Here is a 24,069-nt window from a genome sequence, read left to right as displayed (position 1 = left end):
ATCTCCTACTGCGGTAGTGGTTTGCGCCAGCGCACGTCGGAGATGCGGATGCGCTGATTGTTGTCACCGTTCCAGTCGACGCTCAGTCCCTGGGCTCGGAGTGCGTCGGCTACCTGGCGCCCGACGGTCTGATCGGTGTGCGCGATCATCTGTGCCTTGGCGGTTTCGTCGCCGCCGAACGCGGCGGAGACCAGCGCGGGATCGAGATCGTGGGCCGGACGAAACGCACTGTAGGACAAGTAGAGATCGGACGGCTCGTCGCCGAGACGCTCCGCATCTTGCATGTGGAAGAACGTGTACGCCCACTGAGCAAAGGGATACCCGTTCTCGTCCGGTTCGGACGGCGTGCGTTCGTCGTCGATTTCGGTAGTGCCGCACTGCATGCAGCAGGTGAAGTTCATGCGGGCCACGATGCCGCTGCGCTCGAGTTCTGCGAAGGCGGCGGATACGCGCTCGAAGTCGCCGGGACCCGTCCACTGGGTCTGCTCCCCGAGCCTTCGGTCCCAGACCTCACGCACTACTGCGTCGATCTGTCTGCCGAGTTCATCGTTCTCGAAACCGCCCTCGACACAGTCTCGGGCGGCTTCGCAGATTGCGTCGAACGTCGCGAACCCGGGGACTACCAATTCGCGTGCTTGCTCACGGACGGCCACGATGTCGGCCGCGCTGAGCACCGTTGCAGGCTGACGTGACCGTGCTGACCGACGTGACTGTGCTGACCGTGACCAGGGCAATCGCATACCGGCACCGTACTGCACCGATCCGGCCGTCAGGCGTCGGCTGCTGCCTTTGTTTCCTCCTCGGTCGACGGGGCAGGCTTGTTCGGGATGAGCGCGGTGGCGATCAGGCCGACCACGACAAATCCGGCCGCAAGGTATCCGCCGAGTGTGATCCCGTGAGTCATTGCAGACTGTGCAGCGTCGGCGACGAAAGCGGTGCTCGGTGACCCGGCCAGCGAGTCGATGGCGGCGCCCGCGCTGTCGGTGACAGCACGCGTCAACTGATCAGCCTGAGCTTGGTCGACACCGGATTCGGTGAGGTCGTTGTTCAGCGTGGAATTGAGAGTGCTGAAGAAGACCGTGGTGAGGACAGCGATGCCCAGTGCGGATCCGAGTTGGCGGAACGCACTCTGAATGCCGGAGCCTTGACCGGCGCTCTGCTCGGGAATCTCCTCGAGCACGACGTTGGTCACCTGCGCAGTCGCAAAACCGACACCGATGCCGTAGAAGAAGAGCACTGCGGCGATAGTCCACCAGGGGCTGTCTGTCGCCGCGATGAATCCGAGACCGGCGAGACCGAGCGCTTCGAGGGCCAAACCGATACGGACCAAGCCCAACGGCGAGACCTTCGACGCCATTCCGAAGCTCGCACCACTGGCGACGAAGCTGCCGATGGCAATGGGAACCAGCGCGAGCCCTGCCTGGAGTGCGCTGTACCCGAGCGTGAACTGAAGCCAGAGAGGAAGCACCGCAACGATTCCGAACTCACCGAGTCCGATGATCAGCGTCGCGATGTTGCCGTTGCGGAACGACGAGATGGAGAACAGTCGTACGTCCATCAGCGCCCGCGACGGATCGTCGCTGCGGGTGAGCATGGTTTGGCGGTAGGCGAACGCACCGAGCGACAGAACGGCGAGAACCAATGCCACCAGAACCGGCGACGGTCCGCTGGACCATGACAGGCCGAACAGATCGAAGGGTTCCTTCGTCGTCAGCCACCCATACGTACGTCCCTCGACGAGGCCGAAGGCGAGCAGGCCCAGGCCGGCGATGGACAGTGCCGCTCCGGTGGCGTCGATGCGTCCAGCGGTGCGGGGTGAGGGCGCGATGAACAGCACTGCGCCGATCAGAATGAGCGCAGCAAGCGGAATATTGATGCCGAATGCCCAACGCCATGAGGCATGTTCGGCAAGCCAGCCGCCGAGCAATGGGCCGAGAGCGGAGGCTGCACCGATGGTGGAACCCCAGACTGCGAAGGCCTGGCCGCGGGCTTTGCCGGTGAACATCGCGTTCAGAAGTGACAGTGAGGTGGGCAGGATCATGGCCGCGCCGGCGCCCTGCAGGAATCGCGCCAGGATGAGCAGGCCGCCGTTCGGTGCCAGTCCGGCCAGTAGGCTCGTTGCGCCGAACACGACGACACCGGCGATGAAGATGCGACGGGCGCCGACCAGGTCCGCAACTCTGCCGACCAATAGCAGGAGCGCCGCGAACACGATTGCGTAGGACTCTTGGATCCATTGAGCCTGAACGGAGTTGATCCCGAGATCTTCGATGATCGAGGGAACTATGACGTTGACGATAGTGGTGTCGACGACGATCAGTGCCACGCCGAGTGCGATGGCGATCAGGCCCAACCACTTGCGAGTGGTGGGTGAGATGTTCACGAATAAACCTCCATTGTGAAGTAACTTCACAGTGAAGGTATATTTGAGGCGGTAAGTTGTCAACGTGCGCGCTGGGCTCGACCGGCCGCCGTCTGGCACAGGAAAGGTGGGATCACGGGGTGGAAGCACCGCGCGACATCTCCGTGGAGCGGGAGCGGCTGATGGACGAATTCCGCGCGTACGGTGGGACGTTCACCGAATTCAGTCATCGATTCGCGTCGTGGCTCGGCCTGCATTCCACCGACGCGACTGCCTTGATGGAAATCACAGCTGCCGAGGAGAAGGGGACGCCGCTCTCGCCCGCCCGCCTCGGAGAGCGGATCTCGCTGACGTCGGGCGCAACCACCGCGTTGCTCAACCGCCTGGAGAAGGCGGGACATATCGTCCGGACCCGTGAGAATGCAGACCGTCGCGTGGTCACGCTGCACAGCAGTGCGCATGTGCAGGACCTCGCGGACGAGTTCTTCGGTCCACTTGCCGTGCGACTCGACGCCATGATGGAGAAATACCCGCCCGAACTGCTCAGTCGATTCGAGGAATTTCTCGTCGACCTGCACTCGACGATGAACGAACACCTCGAGCAAGACAACCGCTGAACAAAAAAGCCGCCCGACTCCGGAGAGTCGGGCGGCTTTTTTGTGTCGGTGACGGCTACTTGCCGAGCTTGGCCTGCAGGTCGTCGAGAACCAGGCCTGCGCCTGTCGGGCCGAGGCCCAGGAACCAGGTCTCGTCACTCACCTCGGTGGCGCGGCCTTCCTTGACTGCGTCCATGCTTGCCCACAGCGGACCGGCGACAACGGTGGTCTGACCGGTGTCTGCGGGATTTCCGTAGCTGGAGTAGAAGATTCGGTCACCCTCTGCCTCGGTGATCGTTTCCGGGCTGACCTCGACGGCCAACTCGTTGATGTCCTGGATCGCCGGGCGTGGCAGGCCGACATCCTTCAAGATGACGCCGATGAACGACAGGTTGCCGTACAGGCGCAGCTTCCCGGACATGAAGCGAACCAGCGAGATAGTCGGCGAACCGTCGATCGACTCACGGACCTGATCCGCGTGCGCCTGGTAGTCGTTGAGAACCTGCTCGGCCTTGGTCTCCTCGCCGAGTGCGTCACCGGCAAGGAGGAAGTTCTCCTTCCACGGGAAGCCGGGGCGGATGCTGAAGACCGTCGGCGCGATTGCCGCGAGCTGCGGGTAAAGCTTGTCCTGGCGCAACTTGCTGCCGAGGATCAGATCTGGCTGCAGTGCGGTGATCGCCTCGAGGTTGAGGTTGTTGGTCGTGCCGACATCGGGGACGCCGACCAATTTGTCAGCCAGGTACGACGGCTGACCGGCGGCACTTTCCGGGCTGGCGATGCCGACCGGGGTGATCCCGAGCGAGAGGACCTCGTCGAGTTCGCCGCTGTCGAGGACGACGACACGGGTCGGCTTGGCCTCGAGGGTGGTCTCGCCCAGAGCATGGGTGATGGTGCGTGGGAACTCGCCGGGCGCAGCATCGCTGCCGAGCTTCGCGGTTTCCGTGTCGGCGGTGCTGAACAGCTTGCCGCCGGTTGCGACATCGGTGTTGCCGTTTGCGTTGCCGCCGGCGTCGGAAGAACCGCAGGCCGTAGCGGCAAAAACAGTCGCCAGGGCAACCATGGCGACCCGGACCGACGTGCGGCTCCGGAGAGTGGTGCGTGAATGCATTAGGCTACCCTACCTTCCGGCTATCGGGCTTGGTCAGAGAGGTATCCGCACCGTTGATATCAGGTGAGCAGCGCGTCAGGTCTCGCTCAGCGGGACCGCTACGCAATTCGGACTACAGGGTGCGACCAACGTGTTAGCTTCGCGAAAGACCTGTACTGGTAAGCGAAGACGCGTGTAGTGAGGATTTCGATGACCCTGAACATTGCCGATCTGTTCGAGGCCGTTGCCGATGCGATCCCCGATCGGGTTCCCTTGATTCTGGAAGATTCGCGGTTGAGCTACGCCGAACTCGAACTGCGATCGAACCGACTCGCACATCATCTGCAGTCCGTCGGCGTCGAGCCGGGGCAGCACGTCGGTATTCACATGCGTAACTGCGTCGAGTACGTCGAAGCGCTCCTGGCTTGCTTGAAGATCAGAGCGGTGCCGATCAACGTCAACTTCCGCTATACCGATGCAGAACTCCTGTACATCTACACCAACTCTCAAATGGTGGCATTACTCGTCGAAGAGGAATTCGCGCCGACGGCATTGGCCGTGGTTCCGCAGTGTCCGGAGATCTCCCACGTGCTGATCGTCGGCGACGACTATGAGAACGCCCTTGCCGCGCAGACTGATGCTCGCGACTTCGGCCCGCGAAGCAACGACGACCATTTCATCATCTACACCGGCGGTACAACCGGAATGCCCAAGGGCGTGGTGTGGCGGCACGAGGACTTCTTCTTCGCCGCGCTGTCCGGAGCGAACCTCAGCGGGCCGCCGCGTCGGAGCCTCGAAGAGGTTGTGGATGCGGCCGTGGCGAACACCAATCCAACTGTGCTGCTACTCATCCCGCCGCTCATGCATGGAGCCGCGATCTATTCACTGCTCACGGCTTTCCTCATGGGAGCGCCCCGAGTACTGACCCGCAGCTTCGATCCGATGGAAGTGTTGCGACTGGTCGAGGCCGAGAAGATCACCGGAATCACGGTCGTCGGCGATGCGATTGCTCGGCCGATCGCCGACGCCATCGCCGCAAGCGAAGGCCGCTACGACCTTTCGACTCTCAAGCTGATCGGGTCGGGTGGCGCATTGTTCTCCCCGAACCTGAAGGCAGAACTGACAACCCGATTACCGGGACTGGTGATCAAGGATGCCTTCGGTGCTTCGGAATCCGGCAACGACGGCGTCGTCGAATTCGGTGAGGACGGTTCAAAGCGAATTCGATCCAACCCCAACATGATTCTTGTCGACGACGAATTTCGTCGCATCGAACCAGGCTCGGGCACAACCGGGTTCATCGCCAGGGCCGGCCATGTCCCCGTGGCCTACTTCGACGACCCCGCCAAGACTGCTGCAACTTTTCCTGTCGTCGACGGGGTGCGGCTGGCGGTACTCGGGGACATGGGCACGATGGAAGCCGACGGAACCATCGTGCTGCTCGGGCGCGGTTCGATGTGCATCAACTCCGGCGGCGAGAAGGTCTACCCCGAAGAAGTGGAGCAGGCGCTCAAAACTCACCCGGCAGTTTTCGACGCCTTGGTAGCGGGCGCGCCCGACGCACGATTCGGTGAGAAGGTTGCCGCTGTCGTGCAGGTTCGGCCGGGGTTCGAAGATGTTGCGACGGAATCATTGTCGGAGCACTGCCGCACCCACGTGGCTGGGTACAAGATCCCCCGGTCGATCGTGCTGGTACCCAGCATCCTCCGCTCACCCAGTGGGAAGGCCGACTACCGTTGGGCTCGCGAAACCGTAGCGGGAGTGTGAATCACCTTCCGATACTTCGGACGACGCACCACTCGTTTCCCTCTGGATCCAGCAGCACCTGAAAGGTACCGGCCGGGTCCTGCTGGACAGTACCGACCCGAGTTGCGCCGAGGCGCTCGGCGGCCTCGGTTGCAGCGACGACGTCATCCACGCTGACGTCGATGTGTAGACGATTCTTCGTCAGCTTGGATTCCGGTACGCGCTGGAACGCGAGGCGGGTCCATCCTGGAGGGTCGACAAACGCCCACGCGGTGTTTCGCTCCACTGGTTGTCCGCCGAGGATTCCGGCCCAGAATTTCGCCAGTGCGATAGGAGACGAGCAGTCGACGACCACCTCATCAACCTGCCCGATCACCGCTTCACAGCTCCGCTGAATTCGGCTGTCACAACTGTGCTGAATTCGGCTGTCACAGCTGCGCTCAATTCGGCTGTCACAGCCAGGGCTCGATCGGCTTCTTCACCCACATGATCTTCTCGCCCGGATGCTCACGCCGAGCTTCGGGACGGTCAGGGTTAGCGGCTGCCCACACAGCTTTCTCGTCGAGCAGTCCGGCCGCGATGGTCCAGGTCTCCCGCGTGCTCGGCGGATTGGCGCCGGCCGCACGTGCGAGTTTGCGCAGTCGATCGTCGGGCATCTCTAGCAACTCGGTGCTACTGATATCGCGATCCCAGGCGAACTTGGCCAGGCCGACGGCTTTCTCGCGTCGGCTACGGCTCGCCATGTCGTTGTGCGCAAAGTCTGGTTGGGATGCCACGGCTTCACCTTATCGTCAACGCAATCGAGGCCCTCCCGCGTGAGCGGAAGGGCCTCGATTACTGTTCTTCACTGTCGGGGTGGCGGGATTTGAACCCACGACCTCTTCGTCCCGAACGAAGCGCGCTACCAAGCTGCGCCACACCCCGTGTCGAACCTCGGTTAGCTTACATTACCGAGTCGACTGACATTAAATCCGCAGGTCAGTTGCGTAGAACCGACGCTGGAGACTCTGCGGAACTGTGTGCGGAGACGTGCTCCGGTTCGCGCCTGGTGGCCGGAACCAGAGTCAACAGAGTTGCCTCGGGGCGGCAGCAGAAGCGCGCCGGAGCCCACGGCGAAGTGCCGATGCCTGCTGAGACGTGCAGCTGGGTGTGCGCGCCCCACTTCGACGGCCCCTTGACCCGGGATCGATCGATCTGGCAGTTGGTGACCAACGCGCCGTAGAACGGAAGGCACAGCTGACCACCGTGCGTGTGGCCGGCGAGCACAAGGTCGTAACCGTCGTCGGCGAACCGATCGAGAACTCGAGGTTCGGGCGAGTGCGTCAGACCGAGCTTGAGCTGGGCGACGGGATTGGGTGTTCCGGCGACGGTGTCGTAGCGATCACGCTTCAGGTGCGGATCGTCGACTCCGGCGGCTGCGATGCGAATACCGGCCACTTCGAGTTCACGGCGCACGTGGGTCATGTCCAGCCATCCACGTTCGGTGAACGCGGCCCGCAGATCGCCCCAGGGGAGGGGATCCCCGGTGATGCGCTTGTCCTTGTTGAAGATGTAGCTCAGTGGGTTCTTCGGTTTCGGAGCGAAGTAGTCGTTGCTGCCGAAGACGAACAGACCCGGCCGAGCCAACAGATCACCGAGCGCCTGGACCACTGCCGGGACGCTGCGCTGATGCGACAAGTTGTCGCCGGTGTTGACCACGAGGTCGGGGTCGAGGCCTTCGAGCTCACGCAACCAATTCTGTTTCAACCGTTGGTTCGGCATCATGTGCAGGTCGCTGAGATGGAGGACCCGCAGCGACGACGAACCGGGCGCCAGGACTGGCATCGTCACCTCACGCAGTGCAAATGCATTGCGTTCGATGCCGGATGCGTACCCGATCCCTAGTGCAGCGGCGCCCGCGGCACCAAGTGCGGTGCGGGTCAGATTGGTGCGGAACTGGGAAGACACCTCTCAAGGATACGGGTGTGGCGTTCTTCTGCGTCGCTCTCGCCGCCATTTGCAGCTATTCCACAGAGAATTGTGTCCGGGCGGAGGTAACTATCGGCACGCTCGAAACGCCGAGCGCGTAACGTTTCCACCATGTCCGACACGACACCATCGCTCAAAGCCACCCTCCGAACCGACATGGTTGCATCCATGAAGGCGAAGGATCCGCTACGTACAGCCACCCTTCGGATGCTCATGGCAGCCATCCAGACCGAAGAGGTGGCCGGTAAGGAAGCACGAGTCCTCACCGACGAAGAAATCATCAAAGTCCTTGCAAAGGAATCGAAGAAGCGCGGCGAATCGGCCGAGATCTACACCGAGAACGGCCGCGGTGAGCTTGCCGCGAAAGAGCGCGCCGAAGCTCAGATCATCGACGAGTACCTGCCGACGCCGTTGACCGACGCCGAGCTTGTCGACGTCGTCGACACCGCCCTCGCTCAGGTGTCCGAGGAGCTCGGTGAGCGTCCGGGGATGCGTCAGATGGGCCAGGTCATCAAGGCCGCCAGCGCGCTGGCCAAGGGCAAGGCCGATGGCGCCCGTATCTCTGCAGCAGTGAAGTCCCGCCTGTAGAAGCGCCACCAGAATCGAAAACGGCCGCGATCTCCGAGTCATTCGGAGATCGCGGCCGTTCTTGTTTTCAGAGCCGTCAGTTTTCAGAGCCGTCAGTTTTCAGGGCCGTCAGTTCGGCGGGGTCCCCGCAGGCGGTGCGGGTTCACCTCCGGGCGGAGTCGCATCCGGGGGAGTCGCGCCCGGTGCCGGTGCCGGGGCTGCGGGGGATGCGGGTGCTGCCGGAGCCCTCACGGAACCGTCACTGATGTAGATCGTGACGGTCGAACCGGGGATCGCGGACCCGGACGGCGAAACTCCGGTGACCGTTCCCGCGCGTGCTCCGGACGCCGTCGTCACGGAATTGACCGTGAAGCCGGACGCCTGCAACCTCGACGTCGCCGCCGACTGGCTCAGTCCGACAACCTCGGGAACCTGGCCGTTCTGCGATCCCCGTGCGTACTTCTCGTCGATCGGAGGCAGTGAGGTGGGCCCGAAGTTGTTGGCGACCGGGTTCATTGCCGCGAACCAGGATCTCGCCGGTTCGGTACCGCCGTACAGGTTGCCGCTGTAGCAGGGGCGCAGCGGGCTCGAGCAGATCTCTCCCGGCGTCGGGGAGTCGCCGAAGATGTAGACGGCAGCAGCGAGGTTGTTGGTGAAGCCGAGGAACGCCGAGGACTTGTGGGTCTCGGTGGTACCCGTCTTGCCCGACATCGGCAGGCTCCATCCGGCGCTGCTTGCAGCTCCGGCAGACGTACCGGCGCCGACGTCGTCACGGCTCATGGCGTTGGCGAGTGTGTCTGCCAAGCCGGGCTCGACAACCTGCTCACAGCCCTGCTCTGTGACGGCCACCGGCTTGCCGTAGCGGTCGAAGACCGAATCGATGGGACTCGGCGGGCACCACTTGCCGTGCGAGGCGAGAGTGGCCGCGACGTTGGAGAGTTCGAGCGGGTTGATCCAGGTGGGGCCCAGGGTGAACGAACCGAGGTTCTGTTCCTTCTGGAAGTCGGCCATGCTGCGCTCGTCGAAGCCCGAGGTGTTGGGATCGGCGTACGAGCGCATGCCGAGACGGACGGCCATGTCGACGGTCGGCGTGACGCCGGTTGCCTCGATGAGCTTGACGAAAGCGGTGTTGGGGGACTGTGCCAGCGCGTCGGTCACGGACAGCGTCGGCGGGTAGTTGCCGGCGTTCTCCACGCAGTAAGTCGACACCGGGCAACCGGCCGCACCACCGCTACCCATGCCCTTGGCTTCGAATCGCTTGGGCACGTCGAGCGTCGCGTTGATACCGAGGCCCTTCTCCATCGCCGCAGCCGTCGTGAAGATCTTGAAGACGGAACCCGCACCGTCACCCGCAAGGGAGTACGGCTGTGCCTGGACGGTTTCGTCGGCGTCGGCATTGAGACCGTACGTGCGACTGCTGGCCATCGCGATGACCTTGTGTGAATCCTGGCCCGGCCTGATCACGTTCATCACGTTCGCGATGCCGTCGAGGTTGGCGCTCGCGTTCGCGTTCAGTCCGGCCTTGGTGGACGCCTGGACCTGCGGATCGAGAGTGGTCTTGATGAGGTAACCACCCTCGTTGATCTGGTCGCGCGTGATTCCGGCGTCCGAGAGGTACTTCAGTGCGTAGTCACAGAAGAATCCGCGATCGCCTGCAGCGATGCAGCCGCGCGGCAAGTTGTTGGGGGTTTCCAGGACGCCGAGGGGCTCTTCCTTGGCTGCGCGGAACTCGTCGGCACGATCCGGAATGTTCGTGATCATGGTGTCGAGCACGGTGTTACGACGCTCGGTCACGCCCTCGACGTTCGTGTACGGGTTCAGTGCGGAGCTGGACTGAACCATGCCGGCAAGCATCGCCGACTGGGGAACGGTCAGGTCTGCGGCATCGACGCCGAAGTAGGTCTGAGCGGCGTCCTGGATGCCGAAGGATCCGTTGCCGAACGGTACGAGGTTGAGGTACCGGGTGAGGATCTCGTCTTTCGTGAGTTCCTTGTCCAGCGTCAGGGCCATCCGGATCTCGCGGATCTTTCGGGCCGGGGTGGTCTCGATGGCAGCGCGGCGCTCGGCATCCGTCTTGGCCACGACCAACAGTTGGTAGTTCTTCACATACTGCTGATCGAGTGTCGACGCGCCCTGCTGCACTTCACCGGTCGTCGTGTTGGTGAGGAAGGCACGCAGCGTTCCCTGCCAGTCGACGCCCTTGTGGTCGGGGAACCGACGGTCCTCGATGGAGACGATCGCCAACTTCATGTTGTTGGAGATCTTCTCGCTCGGGACTTCGAAGCGTCGTTGGTCGTAGAGCCAGGCAATGGGATTGCCTGCCGCATCGACCATGGTGGACACCGCGGGGACCGTGCCTTCGACCAGTTCGGCCGAGACGTTGTCGACGGTATCGGCGGCGCGGTTGGACGCGAATCCGAATCCGCCCGCCACTGGGAACATCACCCCTGCGACCAGGACACCCGCCAATGCGGAGCTTCCGGCGAGCTTCGCCACTGTTTTTGCAATCGACACGATCTACAGAGTACGTGTGCCCACCCATTGGAACCGGTTTCAGTGTTTTGGGGGTGTTCAAAACCTTCTGAACACGCGCTTTGTACTGCCGTACCAAAAAATGCTCCCGAGCGTCTTGCGTTAGGGCCGTTCTTTACCTAAATTGTGATCAGTGTGATCGACGTAACACTCGATCACGAATGTGTCTCAGCTTTCACCGTGCTACCGCGGGGACGGCTGAGATGGTGCGCTGCTCGCCCTATGGCGACGGTCAGACTTTGTAGAGGGGACCCAGAATGTACACAGCCACCCCGAGTAGCCGTTTGGACATCGAGCAGGCCGAGGCACGAATTGCCTGGGTAACTCAGGCACGATGCCGCGAGGTCGACCCCGACCAACTTTTTGTTCGTGGCGCCGCGCAGCGCAAGGCGGCCACCATCTGCCGTCACTGCCCGGTCCTCATGCAGTGCGGAGCAGATGCTCTCGACAATCGTGTCGAGTTCGGTGTGTGGGGCGGAATGACCGAGCGTCAGCGCCGTGCACTGCTCAAGCAGCACCCCGACGTCGACTCCTGGTCCGAGTTCTTCGAAGACCAGCGCCAGCATCACTCAGCAGTCTGATCCAGGCCGATCGGGGGGATCAGCCCTTACGAGTGAGCTGATCTCCCACCGCGCGCAGCGCCTCGAGGTCCGAGACCTCGAACGGTAGCGACGGAACACCGATCAGCGGCACCCTCGGGTGAGCTGCGGTGAATCGACTCAGCAAGGCGATCTCCCGCTTCGCGATCACTGCCCGATGGGCATGGATGCGGAGAACGGCTGCGGTGAGGGCTTCGGCCTCGGTCGCACTTTCCTTCGCTTCCAGTTTGTCGGCGGCGGTCACCGCATGATCGGCAGGCAGAGCCGTCAATGTCGGGTGCGTGCGGTTGAGAACCAGACCGGCCAACGGCATCGAGTCGCCCGCAAGGCGATCGACGAAGAACGCCGCCTCTCGCAGAGCGTCGGGTTCGGCCGCTGCGATCACCAGGAAATGAGTCCCCGGCTGACGTAGCAACTCGTAGGTCTTCGTTGCGCGTTCACGGAAACCGCCGAACATCGAGTCGAGCGACTGCACGAATGCCGATGCATCCGAAAGCATTTGGCTTCCCACGATGGTGGAGACACCCTTCAGTGCCAATCCCATCGCGCCGGCGACGAGCCTGGTCAGGCCACGGCCGGGTGCGGAGAGCAGCCGGATCATCCGTCCGTCGAGGAATGTGCCGAGCCTCTGCGGGGCGTCGAGGAAGTCGAGCGCATTGCGCGACGGCGGGGTATCGACGATCACCAGATCCCACGCGTCGTTCGATGCCAGCTGCCCCAACTTCTCCATCGCCATGTACTCCTGCGTTCCGGAGAACGATGTGGCAACGGTTTGATAGAAGGGATTCGCCAGGATCTGCTCGGCCTTCTCAGGGCTCGAATGCTCGATGACCATCTCGTCGAAAGTCCGACGCATGTTCAGCATCATTGCGTGCAGTTCGCCCGTGGCCTCGGGACCCAGCTTCACCGGCTGCGGAGTGTTGTCGAGTTCGGCCACACCCAGGGCCTGTGCGAGGCGGCGGGCCGGATCGATGGTGAGGACGACTACGCGTCGGCCCTCTTCGGCTGCACGCAACGCCAGGGACGCGGCCGTCGTGGTCTTGCCGACGCCACCTGCGCCGCAACAAACCACGATCCGGGCCGTCGGGTCCTTGATGATCGCCGAAATATCGAGGGCAGGAGCTGCGCGTCGGCCGGTCCTGGAACTGCCGACCGTCACGTTCTCGGTGGTCTCGGTCATCACACGCCCTGTTCCGTGAGGTATTCGGCAAGCTCGTACAGCCCACCGAGATCGACGCCGTCGGCGAGTGCGGGAAGTTGCACCCGAGCCCCGTCGATCTCGCGGAGCTTCTCGGCGCTGGATTCTTGAGCTTCGAGCACCGACGCGTGCTCGATCGTCTCGGTGAGCAGGCCTGCGAAGTCGTCGTCGGACAGATCGATGCCGACGTCCGAGAGTGTCGACCGGATCGAAGCCGCGTCGATATCGCCGGCAGCGGCACCGGAGAGTTGGTCTTCGGGCAAGAACCTCGGGCTGGCGCGGTTGACGATGATGGCACCGAGGTTGAGGTCGTCGCGCGCCAGTTCTGCGGCGGCGTCGGCAGTTTCCTGAACGGGCAGCGCTTCGAGAAGTGCAACCAGATGTACGACGGTCTCCGGCGAGTGCAGCAGCCGAACGACGCCTTCACTCTGGGAGTGCACCGGGCCGCCCTTGGCGAGATCGGCCATCGCCTTGGTGACGTCGAGGAAGCTGCCGATTCGTCCGGTCGGGGGAGCGTCGACGACAACGGCGTCGTACACGCGTTTGCCGGTTCGATCGGTGCGGATGACGCACTCCTTGATCTTGCCGGTGAGCAGAACGTCGCGAAGGCCGGGAGCGATGGTGGTGGCGAATTCGATGGCGCCGAACTTACGCATCGCCCGGCCGGCGAAGCCGAGGTTGTAGAACATTTCGAGGTATTCGAGGAACGCGGTCTCGATGTCGACGGCCAGAGCCATCACTTCACCGCCACCTTCGGCGGCCGCGACTTTAGTCTCCTGCGGTGGAAGCGGCGGTACGTCGAAGAGCTGCGCGATTCCCTGGCGGCCCTCGACCTCCACGAGGAGAACGCGCTTGCCGCCCTCGGCCAACGCGAGCGCCAACGCGGCGGCAACCGTGGACTTACCGGTTCCGCCTTTACCCGACACAAAGTGCAGGCGGGCCTTCGTCGCAGACTCGGGCCAGGTCCTGCTCAGCTCATCTTGGGATGCAACCACACCGCGAGCCTATAAGTCTGGGGCCGAAGATGTACGCGGGATAGGCTCACCGCATGAGCGAAATAACTTCCTGGGAATACACCGTGACTCCGTTGCTGGTCCACAATCCGAAGGCAATTCTCGACAACTGGGGTGTCGACGGCTGGGAACTCGTGGCAGTCCTGCCGAGCGCGTCGGGCGAGCAGCACGTCGCGTACATGAAGCGTCCGAAGGGCTGAATCACATGGCAGAGGCAACACAGACCTGGTCGGAGCGTCTCGCCGAACTGGGCATTGCACTTCCCGCCGTCGCGGCACCCGTTGCTGCGTACGTTCCCGCGGTTCGCAGCGGCAACCACGTGTACACGTCGGGTCAGCTCCCGTTCGTCGACGGAAAACTGGCGCTGACCGGCAAGCTCGGCGCGGGCGTGTCGGATGAGGACGCCAAGGCCGCGGCGCGTACCTGCGCGCTCAACGCTCTCGCTGCCATCGACGCCCTGGTCGGCATCGACAACGTCGTTCGTGTCGTCAAGGTTGTCGGCTTCGTGGCATCCGCCGAAGGATTCACCGGTCAGCCCGGCGTGATCAACGGCGCTTCCGAATTCCTCGGTGAGGTGCTCGGCGACGCCGGTATCCACGCTCGTTCGGCAGTCGGCGTGGCAGAGCTTCCCCTCGGCTCTCCGGTCGAGGTGGAACTGATCGTCGAAGTTCGCTGATGTCGACGGTCCATCCCGCCTACGCGCAGCTTCGCCGCGTCACCGACATCGCTTCGGTCTTGCTCGAAAACAATCCGGGCATGATGACGCTGGACGGTACGAACACCTGGATTCTGCATGCTCCCGGCAGCGTCGAGTGTGTAGTCGTCGATCCGGGCGACAACGACGAGGAACACCTGCAACGTGTCGCTGGTATCGGTCCGGTTGCGCTGACCTTGATCACGCACCGGCACTACGACCACACCGGCGGGGTGGACCGTTTCCATGAATTGACCTCGGCTCCGGTGCGTTCCGTCGACCCCACTTTTCTGCGCGGGGGTGCTTCGGCGCTTGTCGACGGTGAAGTGATCGAGGTGGCGGGTCTGAAGCTGCGGATCCTCGCGACTCCGGGACACACCGCTGACTCGGTGTCGATAGTCATCGAGAACGATGCGAGCGTGCTGACGGGCGACACCATTCTCGGCCGCGGCACAGCAGTTCTGGACGACTCCGACGGCGATCTGGGGGATTACCTCACATCACTGCGGTCGTTGGCCGCACTCGGCGAAGGACTGACGGTTCTTCCCGGGCACGGTCCGGACCTGCCCGATCTGCAGGCGATTTCGCAGCAGTACCTTGCTCACCGCGAGGAGCGTCTAGCCCAGGTGCGGGACGCTCTGACGACGTTGGGGGAGTCGGCATCGGTGCGCGAGGTTGTCGAGCACGTCTACTCCGACGTGGACCCGAAACTGTGGCCGGTGGCGGAGAAATCCGTCAACGTGCAGTTGGCGTATCTGCGCCGCTGAGGCGCTCGGCGCCGACATTCTGCGCCGCTGAGGCGCTCGGCGCCGACATGAAGAGTTGAGTTGTGTAGCCGAACTGCCGCCATCTATGCCGATCGAGGTATAGCTGGCGGCAGTTTTTGCATTTGTTTGATATGGGTCACGGGCCAATAGTTAGTCCATGACCTCACAATGCGACGGATGGATCCGCAATTACGTGGACGGCTCCTATGTCGAACCCGACGAGTCGTCGAGCTTCGATCAGGTCGACCCAGCAACGGGCCGTGTTCTCGCCCGGGTCCACGAGGCCGACAAGGCCCTGGTCGATCGGGCCGTGACCTCCGCCAGACGTGCTCTGGACAACGGTTGGGCCGATACGCCGGTCCGCGAGCGGACGGCTCTGCTGCGACGCGCCGCCGACCGGATCGAGGAGCGATTCGAAGAGTTCGTCGCCGCAGAAATGGCGGACACCGGCAAGCCGATCACACAGGCACGCGAACTCGACGTCGCGCGCGCCCTGACGAACTTCCGCACTTTCGCCGACATCGTCGCCGCGGCCGGACAGGAATCGTTTGTCACGGATCTCGCGGGTGGCAAGCAGGCGTTGAACTACGCGATCCGCAAGCCGCTCGGCGTCGTCGCTGTCATCGTTCCCTGGAACCTGCCGCTGCTTCTCCTGACCTGGAAGGTTGCGCCCGCACTCGCGTGCGGAAACTCCGTGGTGGTCAAGCCCTCCGAGGAAACACCAGCGACGGCGTCGTTGCTTGCCGAGGTACTCGAAGAAGTCGGCCTGCCTGCCGGTGTCTACAACGTCGTCCACGGGTTCGGTGCGAACTCCGCCGGCGAGTTCCTCACCACCCACCCCGGCATCGACGGTGTCACCTTCACCGGTTCTTCGGCAACCGGTTCCCATGTCATGAAAACCGTTGCGCCGCGAGTCCGTCCGGTCTCGTTCGAACTCGGTGGCAAGAACGCCGCGATCGTCTTCGACGACGTCGACATCGACGAAGCGTTGACGGGTCTGACCAAGTCGGTGTTCACCAACACCGGCCAGGTCTGCCTGTGCACCGAGCGGGTGTACGTGCACCGCAGCATTTTCGACGACATCGCCGGTGGACTCGTCGAGCGGGCAGCCGGATTGCGTCTGGGCGACCCGACGCTCGATGCAACGACGACCGGACCGCTCATTTCGCAGGCGCACCGGAAGAAGGTTCTCGACTACTTCGAGATCGCCGAGCAGGAAGGCGCGAAAGTGCTGACCGGCGGCGGTATTCCGGACCTCGGACAGGAACTGTCGGGCGGATCGTGGATCGAACCCACCCTGTGGACTGGCTTGACCAACAAGGATCGCGTCGTGCGCGAGGAGATCTTCGGACCCGTTGCAGCACTCATTCCGTTCGAGACCGAAGCCGAGGCGATCGCCCTGGCAAATGACACCGAGTACGGCCTCGCTGCCTCCGTGTGGACCAACGACCTGCGCCGTGGACACCGCGTCGCGCAGAAGATGAACGTCGGAATCTCCTGGGTCAACACGTGGTTCACCCGCGAACTGCGATCTCCCTTCGGCGGTATGGGCCTGTCCGGCATCGGACGTGAGGGCGGCGAGTCCTCGCTGCACTTCTACACCGAACCGACGAATGTATGTGTGCAACTGTGAACATCGAAACCGCAAAAGTTTTCCAGAAATGAGCGAGGCGTGATGACAGCCCCCGAAGACACCGTATCCGCGCTCGCGCGTCGCCTCGACGACGCTGCGCAGACTCGCACCGACACCCCGAGCCTCGCCGACGAATACACCATCGACATCGACGAGGCCTACCGGATCCAGAACGAACTCCTCGAACGACGAACCAGCCGTGGCGAATCGATTGTGGGTATCAAGCTCGGCTTCACAAGCCAAGCGAAGATGGCGCAGATGGGTGTCTCCGAAGTGATCGTCGGTCAGTTGACCGACGCGATGTGCGTGAGCAACGGCGGCGAAGTCGACCTGAGGACGTTCATTCATCCCAAGATCGAACCCGAAGTGGCATACCGTCTGTCGAAGGACGTCGATCTCGACGATCCGAATGTCGACATCGAAACCTGCGTCGACGCGCTGGCTCCCGCTATGGAGATCATCGACTCGCGCTATCGCGACTTCCGCTTCACCTACACCGACGTCGTCGCTGACAACACCAGCGCTGCCGGGTATGTGATCGGGCGGTGGCTGCCGCTACAGAACGTCGAAGACCGTTCCGTACGTATGGAGGTCGGCGGCGAGACGGTAGTCGGTTCCACGTCGGCCATTCTCGGCGATCCGGCGCGCGCTTTGCATGCACTGCTCGACATCGCCCGCCGACGCCGAATTCCGTTGCGCGCCGGTCAGGTAATTCTGGCCGGTGCCGCCACAGCAGCTGTGCGACTCGACGAGGGCGTCGCACAGTGCACGATCGACGGACTCGGAACCGTCACGGTGAAAGGCGTGAAGCGATGAGTGGGGCGCAGGTCATCGAGAAGCTGGCGAAGCCGCGCGGAAAGTTCCCCCACGTCAAGGTGGTCGGCGATTTCGTCTATGTCTCCGGGACCAGTTCGCGTCGACCCGACAACACGTTTGTCGGCGTCGAGGTCGACGAGATGGGGACGACGGCGCTCGACATTCGGGCGCAGACGCGTGCCGTCATCGAAAACATCGCGGCAATCCTCGCCGAAGTGGGTGGAGAACTCAGTGATCTGGTTCAGGTCACCTCCTACCTGGTGTCGATGAACGACTTCGGTGGATACAACGAGGTGTACGCCGAACTGTTCGACGAAAACGGTCCGACGAGAACGACTGTGGCTGTTCACCAACTGCCCCACCCGCATCTGCTCATCGAAATTTCCGGCGTGGCGTACGTGCCCGCCTCCAAGCACTCAGCGTCCGAAGATACGGAGAATGCATCATGACCACGATTCCTCCCGTCATCGACTTCAAGAAGTGGATCGACGACAACCGCCACCTGCTGCAGCCGCCTGTCAACAATCAGACGATGGCGCTCGGAGACGACTTCATCGTGCAGGTCGTCGGCGGACCGAACCAGCGGACCGACTACCACCTCGATCCGTACGAGGAGTGGTTCTACCAGCTCGAAGGCGACATCCACGTCAACGTCATGACCGAGGACGGTCCTCAGCGTGTCGACATTCGTGAGGGCGAAACCTGGTTGCTGCCGGGAGACATTCCGCATTCGCCGCAGCGTCCCACGGCGGGCTCCATCGGCCTGGTCATCGAACGCGTCCGCAAGGAAGGCACGCTCGAGAAGTTCCAGTGGTACTGCCTCGAATGCGATCACAAGATTCACGAGGTCGAACTTCAGGTGCGCGACATCGTGGCCGACCTTCCGCCGGTGTTCGTCAAGTTCTACGAGAGCGAAGAAGCCCGCACGTGTGACAAGTGCGGCACGCTCCATCCCGGCAAGGGCTGAGTGATGAGCAACCTGATCGACATCCACACCCACTACGTGCCCAACGGGTGGCCGGATCTGACCGAAGACGCGGGGCCGCAAGCGCCGTGGCTGAAGGTCGAGTCGGAGACCGAAGCCATGATCATGATGGGCACCAAGGAGTTCCGCCGCATCCAGTCCGATGCCTGGGACGCCGAGGTGCGGCTTCGTGACATGGATGCCGACGGCGTGCACACGCAGGTCGTCTCGCCGACGCCGGCATTCTTCAATTACGGCCGAAGCGGCGAGCAGGCAAGTCGCATCGCACGGATCTTCAACGACCTCGCGCTCGAGATCGTGGAGCCGGCGAAGGATCGGTTGATTCCGTTCTGCCAGGTGCCTCTGCAAGACACCGACGCAGCGTGCCGTGAGCTCGAGCGGTGCATCGCGAACGGGCACCGCGGTGTCGAGATCGGCAATCATGTGGGCGATCTGGACCTCGACAGTGAGGGCGTGGTGACGTTTCTCCAGCACTGCGCGTCGCTTGACGTGCCGGTATTCGTGCACCCGTGGGACATGGCCAACTCTCCGCGCCTCGATCGCTGGATGGCGCAGTGGCTCACCGCGATGCCGGCCGAAACGCATCTGTCGATACTCGCGCTGATTCTCGGTGGGGTGTTCGACAAGATCGACGATCGTCTCAAGATCGGATTTGCGCACGGTGGTGGATCTTTCGCGTTCTGGTTGGGCCGGATGGAAAACGCCTGGCACGGCCGCAACGACATCATCGGTACGTCGGAGTTCCCTCCTTCGCATTACCTGGGTAGGTTCTACGTGGATTCCGTCGTCTTCGACGAGCGCGCACTGCGACTGCTGGTGGACACGGTGGGGGTGGACCGTGTGATGGTGGGTAGTGATTACCCGTACCCCTTGGGGGAGCGTCCGGTCGGTGAGGTGGTTCGCAAGAGTGAGTTCTTGGACGATACTGCGCGCCAACTGATTTCGCGGGGGAATGCCGAACGCTTCCTGGGTCTCGTCTGAGACCCCGGCTATACCCTTTCCGGTATGGCGGACGGTGAATTCGGCATTTGTGAGTCATGTCTCGAGCGAGCACAATTCCAAACACAACGATCGACGACGCTCGTGATGCCGACAATCCCGAAGACGGGGTCGGTGACTACAGATTTCATCGTCCGCCTGCCCCATCCAATCGATAGGTTCCGCGATGTCAGACAAGATATCCAACAGCACAACGAGTGACGGAAAGCCGTTGCCGGAGAAAGCTGCCCGTAGCCGAGTTGCCATGGCAACTCTGGCCGGCACAACTCTCGAATGGTACGACTTCTTCCTCTACGGCACAGCCGCCGCGCTGATCTTCAACAAACAATTCTTTCCGAGCCTTAGCCCCACGGCCGGCACGCTGGCTGCCTTCAGCACCTTCGCCGTCGGATTCATCGCGCGGCCGGTAGGTGGGCTCGTGTTCGGGCACTTCGGTGACCGGATCGGGCGCAAGGCCACACTCGTGGTCTCCCTGGTGATGATGGGCGTCGGGTCCACACTCATCGGCCTCATCCCGAACTACGACTCCATCGGATTCTGGGCGCCTGTCCTCCTGGTGGCCATGCGCGTTGTTCAGGGCATCGGTCTGGGCGGTGAAGGCGCCGGCGCGACACTCATGTCGATGGAGCACGCGCCGGCAGGGCAGAAGAATCGTTATGCAGGTTTCCCGCAGATGGGCACACCCGCCGGACTGGTTCTCGCCAACGGCATCTTCCTGACGACCAACGCCGTGATGTCGGACTCGGCATTCGCTTCGTGGGGTTGGCGAATCCCGTTCCTGCTCAGCTTCGTTCTGGTGGCGATCGGTCTGGTGATTCGCCTGCGCGTCACCGAGTCGCCGTCATTCGCCGGGATCATGGAGAAGGGCGAAATAGTCCGCTTCCCGCTGCGTGAGTCGCTCAAGGTCGGCTTCCCCCGTTTGTCTCTCACGCTTGCCGCGTGCTTGGCGAACTCCGCCGTGGCGTACGCCTTCATGGTGTTCACCCTGTCGTACGGAACTCAACATCTGGGCTACGACAAGCAATTCCTGGTTCTCAGCGTGACCGCGGCCGCAGTCCTGTGGTTCCTTTCCATCCCGTTCTGGACCAAGATCGCTGACAAGTACGGGCGTCGACACATGTTCATCGGCGGATCTGCCGCAATCCTGTTGTGGTGCATCGTGTTCTTCCCGCTACTGAACACCGAGAACAAAGTGGTCGCTGTCATCGCGTTCCTGGGTATGGGTCTGATCGTGCCGGTCACCCACTGCGTTCAGGGCAGCATCATCGCCGATACCTTCCCGGCCAAGGTCCGCTACTCCGGTTCGTCTCTGATCCTTCAGAGTGGTGCGATTCTCGGCGGTGGACTGGCGCCGATGATCGCCACCGCACTGCTGGACGCCACCGGGTCTTCGGTAGGCGTCACCTGGTACCTCGCCTCGATATGCACAATCAGCCTGGTCGGCGCCATCGCACTGTTCAAGATTGTCCCCGATTCGTCGCGGGGCTTGGAACACGAGGAGATTCGCGTCTCCGAAAACGCCTGAGTACTGGATTGATCCGACATCGGCCCGTTCCCCCGCGCGGGGAACGGGCCGATCGGCGTTTCACGGTCGCATGAGCTCAGCTGCAAAGGACTCCAGCGTCGCGATCAGGGCCTGCGCGGACGGGCTCGACGTGCGAGTCGCCGACGAGGTGATGCCGACGCTGTGCCCGATCGGATCGAGTGTGATGGACAGGGTGGTCAAGCGCGCGTCGTCGCGGGGGATGAGGCTCGGTAGGACCGCGATCATGTCGGTCTCGACCAGCAGCTGGCGCACGGTGAGGAAAGAGGTTGCCTCGACGCGGTTTTCGGGCAACGGCAGGCCGTTGCGGGCGAAGAACTCCTCGAGCTCGCGGCGGAGCACTGTCTCGACCCCGGGAAGGATCCAGGGGAAGCCGCGTAGTTCTTCGAGTTGGACGTCCTCGCGGTGAGCGAGCGGGTGATCCACACGGGTGACGAGTTCGACGGACTCCGCGTAGAGGTTCCGTCTTGTCGCGGTGTCATCGGTAGGTGAGGTGAGCCGGCCGACGATCAGGTCGATTCGGCCCGCTTCCAGATCGGTGAGCAACTGTTCGGGCGTACCTTCGCGCACGATGACGGTGAGCAGCGGGTGGTGAACCTTCAGGCGCGCGATAGCGCCGGGAAGCAGCACGTTGGATCCGGCGAGATGTGTTCCCACGATGACGGTTCCGCGATTGGCGTCGGCAAGTTCGACGACGTGCCGCCCGGCTTCGGTCAGCTGCGCGATCACGGCCCGCGCATGAGTTGTGAAGGCCTCGCCGAAAATGGTCGGGGTGATTCCGCGTGGGCCGCGGTCGAATAGCGAGACACCGAGAATGGACTCGATGTCGTGCAGACTGCGGGTCGCGACGGGTTGTGTGATGTGAAGTGCGGCAGCGGCGCCGACCACGCTGCCCTGACGGCTCAATGCGTCGACGAGCAGGAGATGGCGGAGTTTGAGTCGCCCGTCGAGGAGCTTGGGCATGTCCATGGAGCAATCCTAGACGGGATTGCCGCGAGTGGGTAGGCGCCCGAAGATGCTCAGAAGAAGGTGATTCCGATCGGTTGGGCCGAGGTGTACCTCTCCCAGGTTTCGCTGCTGTCCGGACTTCCCGTGTGCGCAAACGACGTCCAGTGCCGGCGTATCCGACGGCCCAGTGCGTCGATGCTCTGCCAGTCGCTGCTGCCCAGCATCGGTGAGCTCTTCCAGGACTGCTCGGTTCCCAACATGAAGGGTAGTTCGATGCAGTGAGTGGCTCCGAAGACGTCGTCCGTCGGTGCCCAGTCGAAGCGATACGTGTACACCGACGCGCCGGCCGCTGTGAAGGCGTCGGCCAGCTCCATCGCCGGTTCGGCAAACATGTTCTGTGTCAGTGCCTTTTCGGCGACGCGTTCGGGATCGGGTACTCCCGCTACGTCGCGCACGAAAGCGGATCCCTCGTCGCGGGTGTATCCCACGATGACGTCCGGCGCTGTTTCGAAAGTTCGGATCACCGGATCCAGTTCGGAAATCGGTGCGAAGGGCGGTTGCACGACATTGGGGGACCGCCGGCTGAACTCGATTGCGGTGCTGCGGAATGCGTCGAGAATGCGGGAGAGTGGCGCGGTCCGAGGATCTCCGTCGAGCAGTCGGGCAAATGCTTCACCGTTCTCGATCGCGGCAGCCTGCGTGAAATTGAGGTCCGGCCGTGGGGTGCTCTGCAGAATTGCTCGATGGAAAAGAGTTCGAGAGTTGTTACTGCTCAACAGATTCACAATCGAATGAGCGCCGGCCGACTGCCCGAACACGGTGACCGAGTCTGGGTCGCCGCCGAATGCCTCGATGTTCTCGCGCACCCACTCGAGCGCTGCGATCTGATCGTGGACCCCGAGATTGCCTTCGCTGACGCCGTCGAGGAGGAGGTATCCGAGCACGCCGACGCGGTAGTTGACCGACACCACGACGACGTCGCCCTCGGCTGACAAAGCGTGGCCGTCGTACCAGGGGAGGGAGCCGCCGCCACTGGAGTAGCCGCCACCGTGAAGCCAGACCATCACCGGGCGATGACCGGTCGGCGACGGGGTTGTGACGGTGACGGTGAAGCTGTCCTCGCTCTGCTCCGGTTCGGGGAGCGGTGTCCCCATGATGCGCTCGAGTCGTGAAGGTGGTTGGGGGAAGACCGTTCCAAGCGCTGTGGCGTCGAAGACGTCGGAGAATGGTTCCGCCGGCCGCGGCTTCTCGAAGCGCAGTGCGCGGGCGTAGGGGATCGCACCGAAGTAGTAGGAACCGTCACGCTTTAGGCCGCGGATCTTCCCCGAAGCTGTGGATGCGATCACCGTCTCGGACGAGGGCATGGGTTCCTTTCCTCTTGTGCATACCTTTTCGAGCATGCCAGGTGCATGCCGCGGCACAAATGCCTTTGTGGTCGTGCGGTATGCGTTACGGCGTGAGTGCCTGTACCAGTCGATCTTCGAGTCGCGTCGTCACTCGGCTGTATACGGCACCGTCGTCCAGGGCTCGGGACATCACTATTGCGCCTTGGATTCCGGCCACGGCTTCTTCGGCGAGTCCGGTGGAATCTTCGGCGCCGACGAGTGCCGCCTCGAGAGCTGCGGTCCATTCGTCGAAGTAGGTTCGCACCTTGGCGCCGAAGCGGTTTCGCTCTTCACCGAGTGCAAATGCGCCGAACAGGCAAATGCGTTGCCCTGACCGAAAGTAGTCGGCGACGGTAGCGAACATGCTCTCGATGCGCTGCCGCGGTGGAACCGACTCTGCTCGAAGCGGTTCGAAGACTTCGGTGCGAAACCATCCGTCGACCTCGTCGAGTACGGCCTCGGCCATCTCTTCCTTTCCTCGCGGAAAGAAGTTGTAGAGACTGCCTTTGCCCAAACCGGTGTGTTCGGTGATGACGGCCAGGCTTGCTCCGTCGAACCCGTAGGTTCGAAACACGTTCGCGAGGGCGGGGATCGTGTCCGAGCGTTCAGCTACCTGTCTGACCATGGATTC

25 protein-coding genes and 1 tRNA gene are annotated in these 24,069 nt (G+C 62.8%); 13 read left to right on the top strand and 13 right to left on the bottom strand.

The genetic code is table 11. The features are described from left to right. Positions 1-5: 5 nt before the first annotated feature. Entirely contained in the window at positions 6-674 is a 669-nt protein-coding gene (locus RE4_RS20350) for a DUF6891 domain-containing protein (protein ID WP_060939230.1), read from the bottom strand. A 95-nt stretch (positions 675-769) separates the two neighbouring features. Further along, positions 770-2,383: a DHA2 family efflux MFS transporter permease subunit gene (locus RE4_RS20345; RefSeq protein WP_029254323.1), complete on the bottom strand. Its 1,614-nt coding sequence runs from the start codon at positions 2,381-2,383 to the stop codon at positions 770-772. A gap of 119 nt (positions 2,384-2,502) precedes the next feature. Between RE4_RS20345 and RE4_RS20340 the strand changes: the two genes are divergently transcribed. Continuing rightward, complete coding sequence (locus RE4_RS20340; protein ID WP_020968249.1) at positions 2,503-2,979, top strand: MarR family winged helix-turn-helix transcriptional regulator; 477 nt, start codon at positions 2,503-2,505, stop codon at positions 2,977-2,979. Positions 2,980-3,034: 55 nt separating this feature from the next. Here RE4_RS20340 and RE4_RS20335 read toward each other — a convergent pair whose 3' ends face one another. Further along, positions 3,035-4,066 (bottom strand): ABC transporter substrate-binding protein, encoded by a 1,032-nt coding sequence (locus RE4_RS20335; RefSeq protein WP_060939229.1) that lies wholly within the window; start codon positions 4,064-4,066, stop codon positions 3,035-3,037. A 189-nt stretch (positions 4,067-4,255) separates the two neighbouring features. Here RE4_RS20335 and RE4_RS20330 point away from each other — a divergent pair, with 189 nt between their 5' ends. Then, positions 4,256-5,812, top strand: coding sequence for an acyl-CoA synthetase (locus RE4_RS20330; protein ID WP_060939228.1), 1,557 nt, complete (start codon positions 4,256-4,258; stop codon positions 5,810-5,812). A 1-nt stretch (position 5,813) separates the two neighbouring features. Here RE4_RS20330 and RE4_RS20325 read toward each other — a convergent pair whose 3' ends face one another. From RE4_RS20325 to RE4_RS20310, 4 genes are all read right to left on the bottom strand, one after another. Beyond that, positions 5,814-6,167, bottom strand: a complete 354-nt coding sequence (locus tag RE4_RS20325) for a VOC family protein (RefSeq protein WP_029254326.1) — start codon at positions 6,165-6,167, stop codon at positions 5,814-5,816. Positions 6,168-6,243: 76 nt separating this feature from the next. Further along, positions 6,244-6,567 (bottom strand): hypothetical protein, encoded by a 324-nt coding sequence (locus RE4_RS20320; protein WP_060939227.1) that lies wholly within the window; start codon positions 6,565-6,567, stop codon positions 6,244-6,246. A gap of 74 nt (positions 6,568-6,641) precedes the next feature. Next, a tRNA-Pro gene (locus RE4_RS20315) sits at positions 6,642-6,715 on the bottom strand. A gap of 54 nt (positions 6,716-6,769) precedes the next feature. Then, positions 6,770-7,738 (bottom strand): metallophosphoesterase, encoded by a 969-nt coding sequence (locus tag RE4_RS20310; protein ID WP_003943461.1) that lies wholly within the window; start codon positions 7,736-7,738, stop codon positions 6,770-6,772. A 132-nt stretch (positions 7,739-7,870) separates the two neighbouring features. Between RE4_RS20310 and RE4_RS20305 the strand changes: the two genes are divergently transcribed. Further along, the gene (locus RE4_RS20305; protein WP_003943491.1) at positions 7,871-8,347 is read left to right on the top strand and encodes a GatB/YqeY domain-containing protein; all 477 of its coding nucleotides are present in this window, start codon (positions 7,871-7,873) and stop codon (positions 8,345-8,347) included. A gap of 108 nt (positions 8,348-8,455) precedes the next feature. Here RE4_RS20305 and RE4_RS20300 read toward each other — a convergent pair whose 3' ends face one another. Next, positions 8,456-10,822 (bottom strand): penicillin-binding protein, encoded by a 2,367-nt coding sequence (locus RE4_RS20300; RefSeq protein WP_060939226.1) that lies wholly within the window; start codon positions 10,820-10,822, stop codon positions 8,456-8,458. A gap of 293 nt (positions 10,823-11,115) precedes the next feature. On the opposite strand from RE4_RS20300, the gene RE4_RS20295 reads away from it, so the two are divergent. Next, positions 11,116-11,439: a WhiB family transcriptional regulator gene (locus RE4_RS20295; protein WP_007732375.1), complete on the top strand. Its 324-nt coding sequence runs from the start codon at positions 11,116-11,118 to the stop codon at positions 11,437-11,439. 19 nt (positions 11,440-11,458) lie between these two features. Here the strand turns inward: RE4_RS20295 and bagB are convergent, their stop codons facing one another. Beyond that, positions 11,459-12,637, bottom strand: a complete 1,179-nt coding sequence (gene bagB, locus RE4_RS20290; protein WP_029254327.1) for an ATPase BagB — start codon at positions 12,635-12,637, stop codon at positions 11,459-11,461. After that, on the bottom strand, positions 12,637-13,650 hold the full coding sequence (gene bagA / locus RE4_RS20285; RefSeq protein WP_019746607.1) for an ATPase BagA: 1,014 nt from the start codon (positions 13,648-13,650) through the stop codon (positions 12,637-12,639). The genes bagB and bagA overlap by 1 nt, the downstream gene beginning before the upstream one ends. Positions 13,651-13,703: 53 nt before the next feature. Between bagA and sp36 the strand changes: the two genes are divergently transcribed. The 9 genes from sp36 (at position 13,704) to RE4_RS20245 (ending at position 21,087) form a co-directional block, all read left to right on the top strand. After that, positions 13,704-13,868, top strand: a complete 165-nt coding sequence (sp36, locus tag RE4_RS31315; protein ID WP_003943454.1) for a Sp36 family protein — start codon at positions 13,704-13,706, stop codon at positions 13,866-13,868. A gap of 5 nt (positions 13,869-13,873) precedes the next feature. Then, positions 13,874-14,344, top strand: coding sequence for a RidA family protein (locus RE4_RS20280; protein ID WP_003943508.1), 471 nt, complete (start codon positions 13,874-13,876; stop codon positions 14,342-14,344). After that, the gene (locus RE4_RS20275) at positions 14,344-15,129 is read left to right on the top strand and encodes an MBL fold metallo-hydrolase (protein WP_046377838.1); all 786 of its coding nucleotides are present in this window, start codon (positions 14,344-14,346) and stop codon (positions 15,127-15,129) included. The genes RE4_RS20280 and RE4_RS20275 overlap by 1 nt, the downstream gene beginning before the upstream one ends. A gap of 157 nt (positions 15,130-15,286) precedes the next feature. Continuing rightward, on the top strand, positions 15,287-16,762 hold the full coding sequence (locus RE4_RS20270) for a 2-hydroxymuconic semialdehyde dehydrogenase (protein ID WP_020905966.1): 1,476 nt from the start codon (positions 15,287-15,289) through the stop codon (positions 16,760-16,762). A 42-nt stretch (positions 16,763-16,804) separates the two neighbouring features. Beyond that, complete coding sequence (locus RE4_RS20265) at positions 16,805-17,578, top strand: 2-keto-4-pentenoate hydratase (protein ID WP_042950503.1); 774 nt, start codon at positions 16,805-16,807, stop codon at positions 17,576-17,578. Next, positions 17,575-18,027: a RidA family protein gene (locus RE4_RS20260; protein WP_060939225.1), complete on the top strand. Its 453-nt coding sequence runs from the start codon at positions 17,575-17,577 to the stop codon at positions 18,025-18,027. Before RE4_RS20265 ends, RE4_RS20260 begins: the two co-directional genes overlap by 4 nt. Continuing rightward, positions 18,024-18,545, top strand: a complete 522-nt coding sequence (locus RE4_RS20255; protein WP_003943511.1) for a 3-hydroxyanthranilate 3,4-dioxygenase — start codon at positions 18,024-18,026, stop codon at positions 18,543-18,545. Before RE4_RS20260 ends, RE4_RS20255 begins: the two co-directional genes overlap by 4 nt. 3 nt (positions 18,546-18,548) lie before the next feature. Beyond that, positions 18,549-19,544: an amidohydrolase family protein gene (locus RE4_RS20250; RefSeq protein WP_020968257.1), complete on the top strand. Its 996-nt coding sequence runs from the start codon at positions 18,549-18,551 to the stop codon at positions 19,542-19,544. A gap of 184 nt (positions 19,545-19,728) precedes the next feature. Beyond that, positions 19,729-21,087 (top strand): MFS transporter, encoded by a 1,359-nt coding sequence (locus RE4_RS20245; protein WP_019746615.1) that lies wholly within the window; start codon positions 19,729-19,731, stop codon positions 21,085-21,087. 60 nt (positions 21,088-21,147) lie between these two features. On the opposite strand, the gene RE4_RS20240 is transcribed toward RE4_RS20245, so the two are convergent. From RE4_RS20240 to RE4_RS20230, 3 genes are all read right to left on the bottom strand, one after another. Beyond that, positions 21,148-22,074, bottom strand: coding sequence for a LysR substrate-binding domain-containing protein (locus tag RE4_RS20240; RefSeq protein WP_042950497.1), 927 nt, complete (start codon positions 22,072-22,074; stop codon positions 21,148-21,150). 50 nt (positions 22,075-22,124) lie between these two features. Beyond that, a complete protein-coding gene (locus RE4_RS20235; protein ID WP_060939224.1) occupies positions 22,125-23,417 on the bottom strand; it encodes a carboxylesterase family protein in 1,293 nt (430 codons plus the stop codon). Positions 23,418-23,502: 85 nt separating this feature from the next. Continuing rightward, positions 23,503-24,063: a TetR/AcrR family transcriptional regulator gene (locus RE4_RS20230; RefSeq protein WP_019746618.1), complete on the bottom strand. Its 561-nt coding sequence runs from the start codon at positions 24,061-24,063 to the stop codon at positions 23,503-23,505. Between the last annotated feature and the right edge of the window lie 6 nt (positions 24,064-24,069).

This window comes from Rhodococcus erythropolis NBRC 15567, from assembly GCF_001552595.1.
Classification (GTDB): domain Bacteria; phylum Actinomycetota; class Actinomycetes; order Mycobacteriales; family Mycobacteriaceae; genus Rhodococcus_F; species Rhodococcus_F erythropolis.
This window is presented reverse-complemented; position numbering and strand designations above follow the sequence as displayed.